The sequence below is a fragment of the Serratia sp. A07 genome (assembly GCF_058725505.1).
This window is the reverse complement of the sequence record NZ_JBZXDO010000152.1, coordinates 1-1,601: the sequence shown is the minus strand read 5'-3', so window position 1 is coordinate 1,601 and position 1,601 is coordinate 1. Positions and strand designations below refer to the sequence as shown.

2 protein-coding genes and 1 pseudogene are annotated in these 1,601 nt (G+C 61.0%); all 3 read left to right on the top strand.

Translation table 11 applies throughout. The features are described 5' to 3' along the window. Positions 1 to 11: 11 nt before the first annotated feature. Positions 12 to 722 carry a TIGR03759 family integrating conjugative element protein gene (locus tag AC4PR2_RS28740; RefSeq protein WP_492176031.1) on the top strand — a complete coding sequence of 237 codons (711 nt, stop codon included), beginning with the start codon at positions 12 to 14 and terminating at the stop codon, positions 720 to 722. Further along, positions 701 to 1,393, top strand: coding sequence for a transglycosylase SLT domain-containing protein (locus AC4PR2_RS28735; protein ID WP_127146353.1), 693 nt, complete (start codon positions 701 to 703; stop codon positions 1,391 to 1,393). Before AC4PR2_RS28740 ends, AC4PR2_RS28735 begins: the two co-directional genes overlap by 22 nt. 2 nt (positions 1,394 to 1,395) lie before the next feature. Continuing rightward, positions 1,396 to 1,601 (top strand): annotated as a pseudogene (locus AC4PR2_RS28730) (integrating conjugative element protein); the annotation flags it as partial.

The window sequence follows — 1,601 nt, the reverse complement described above, 5'->3', positions numbered from 1 at the left end:
AGGAGAGCGTGATGAAACTGAAATACAGCGTAATTTCCCTGATGCTGCTGAGCCCGTTATCACAGGCGGCGCAGCAGTCGGCCATTGAGAACAGCCAGTCTACCCTGAGTGAGATTCAGCAGAGCCAGACCAACAAGACGGCGCAGCAGGGCAGACAGTGGGGGCTCAGTGGGGAAGAGTACCAGCGCTATCAACAGTTGATGGATGGCCCTCGCGGGACACAATCCCCGGGGCTTGATCCGTTAACTGCTCTTGGCATCGAGGCGCAGAGCGATGCTGAGCGTAAAAAGTACGCGCAGCTGTGGGTGCGGCAGGAGTTTGCCCGCACCGAGAAAGAACTCAAGTTCCAGCGTGAAGTCGATGCAGCCTGGCAACGCCTTGGCGTGCTGCCGGTGAACATGGGGAATGCGGCCGGTATCGCGCATGACACCGGCGGGCGGCTGGCGCTGTTCGTGAAAGCGAAGGACTGCGGTCAGTGTGATGCACGACTGGCGGCGGTGCTGGCAGATAACCGGCCGGTCGACATTTACCTCGTCGACAGTAAAGGGGATGACAGCCTTCTGCGTAACTGGGCGAAGACGCATCACATTCCCGTCGACAAGGTGCGCGCACGTCAAATCACGCTCAATCATGACGGTGGCCGCTGGATGAAATTCGGCAACGGCCTGATGCCAGTGGTGCTGCAACAAGGGGAGAACGGATGGACACTCGCCGCATTCTGACCCGGGGGCTGTTGCCCCTGCTTGCCCTCCTCACCGTTGTGAGCGGTGGCGTCGTTCATGCTGCTACCCAACAGGTGCCTTCCGGTTATCGGGAGGTGGCGCTGCGCCACGGGGTGCCGCCGGAGTCCCTGTACTCGGTGGCGCTGGCCGAGACCTCGATGGCGCCGAAAAGCATCATCTCGGTGACTCGCGGGGCCGGCCCGGCCCCGGATGTGGAACGCCCCTGGCCCTGGACCATTAACGTGGCCGGCAAAGGGTATCGTTACGCCAGCCGCCTGCAGGCCTGGGAAGCCCTGCAGCGCTTTTTGAAAACGCATCCTCGCAAGCGCATCGATGTCGGGATTGCCCAGGTCAACCTGGGCTGGAACGGCCATCACTTCACGTCGACCTGGGAGGCGTTTGACCCTTACACCAACCTAAACGCGGCAGCGGCCATCCTGCGGGAATGCTATGACCGCAATCCCGGAAGCTGGCTGGTTGCCGCCGGGTGTTATCACCACCCCGCCGGCGGCGCACCGGCAGCCCGGTATAAATCCATCGTGAGTGGCAAGCTGGCACGCCTGAACGGCAGGGGGGCTGCTCCGGTTCGGGTGACCAGTACAACCCCCACGGCTACGGTGTTACCGGTACAAACGGCGGCGCTGACCTGGATTGAACCACGGAACCCATAATCATGAAAAAAATGAATTTTCTGCTGTTCGGCCTGAGTCTGGTGACCACCACGGCATTGGCCAACCTGAACGTGATCGCCGATGTCGGTGGCGATGACGCATCACCTTATTTTGAGGGGATTAATCGGCAAAGTGATGCGGAAGCGCCGCCGGCCATGCCGCAAGCCCCTGCCTCTGCTGATGAAGTTGAAGTGACCGTATTGCCGGT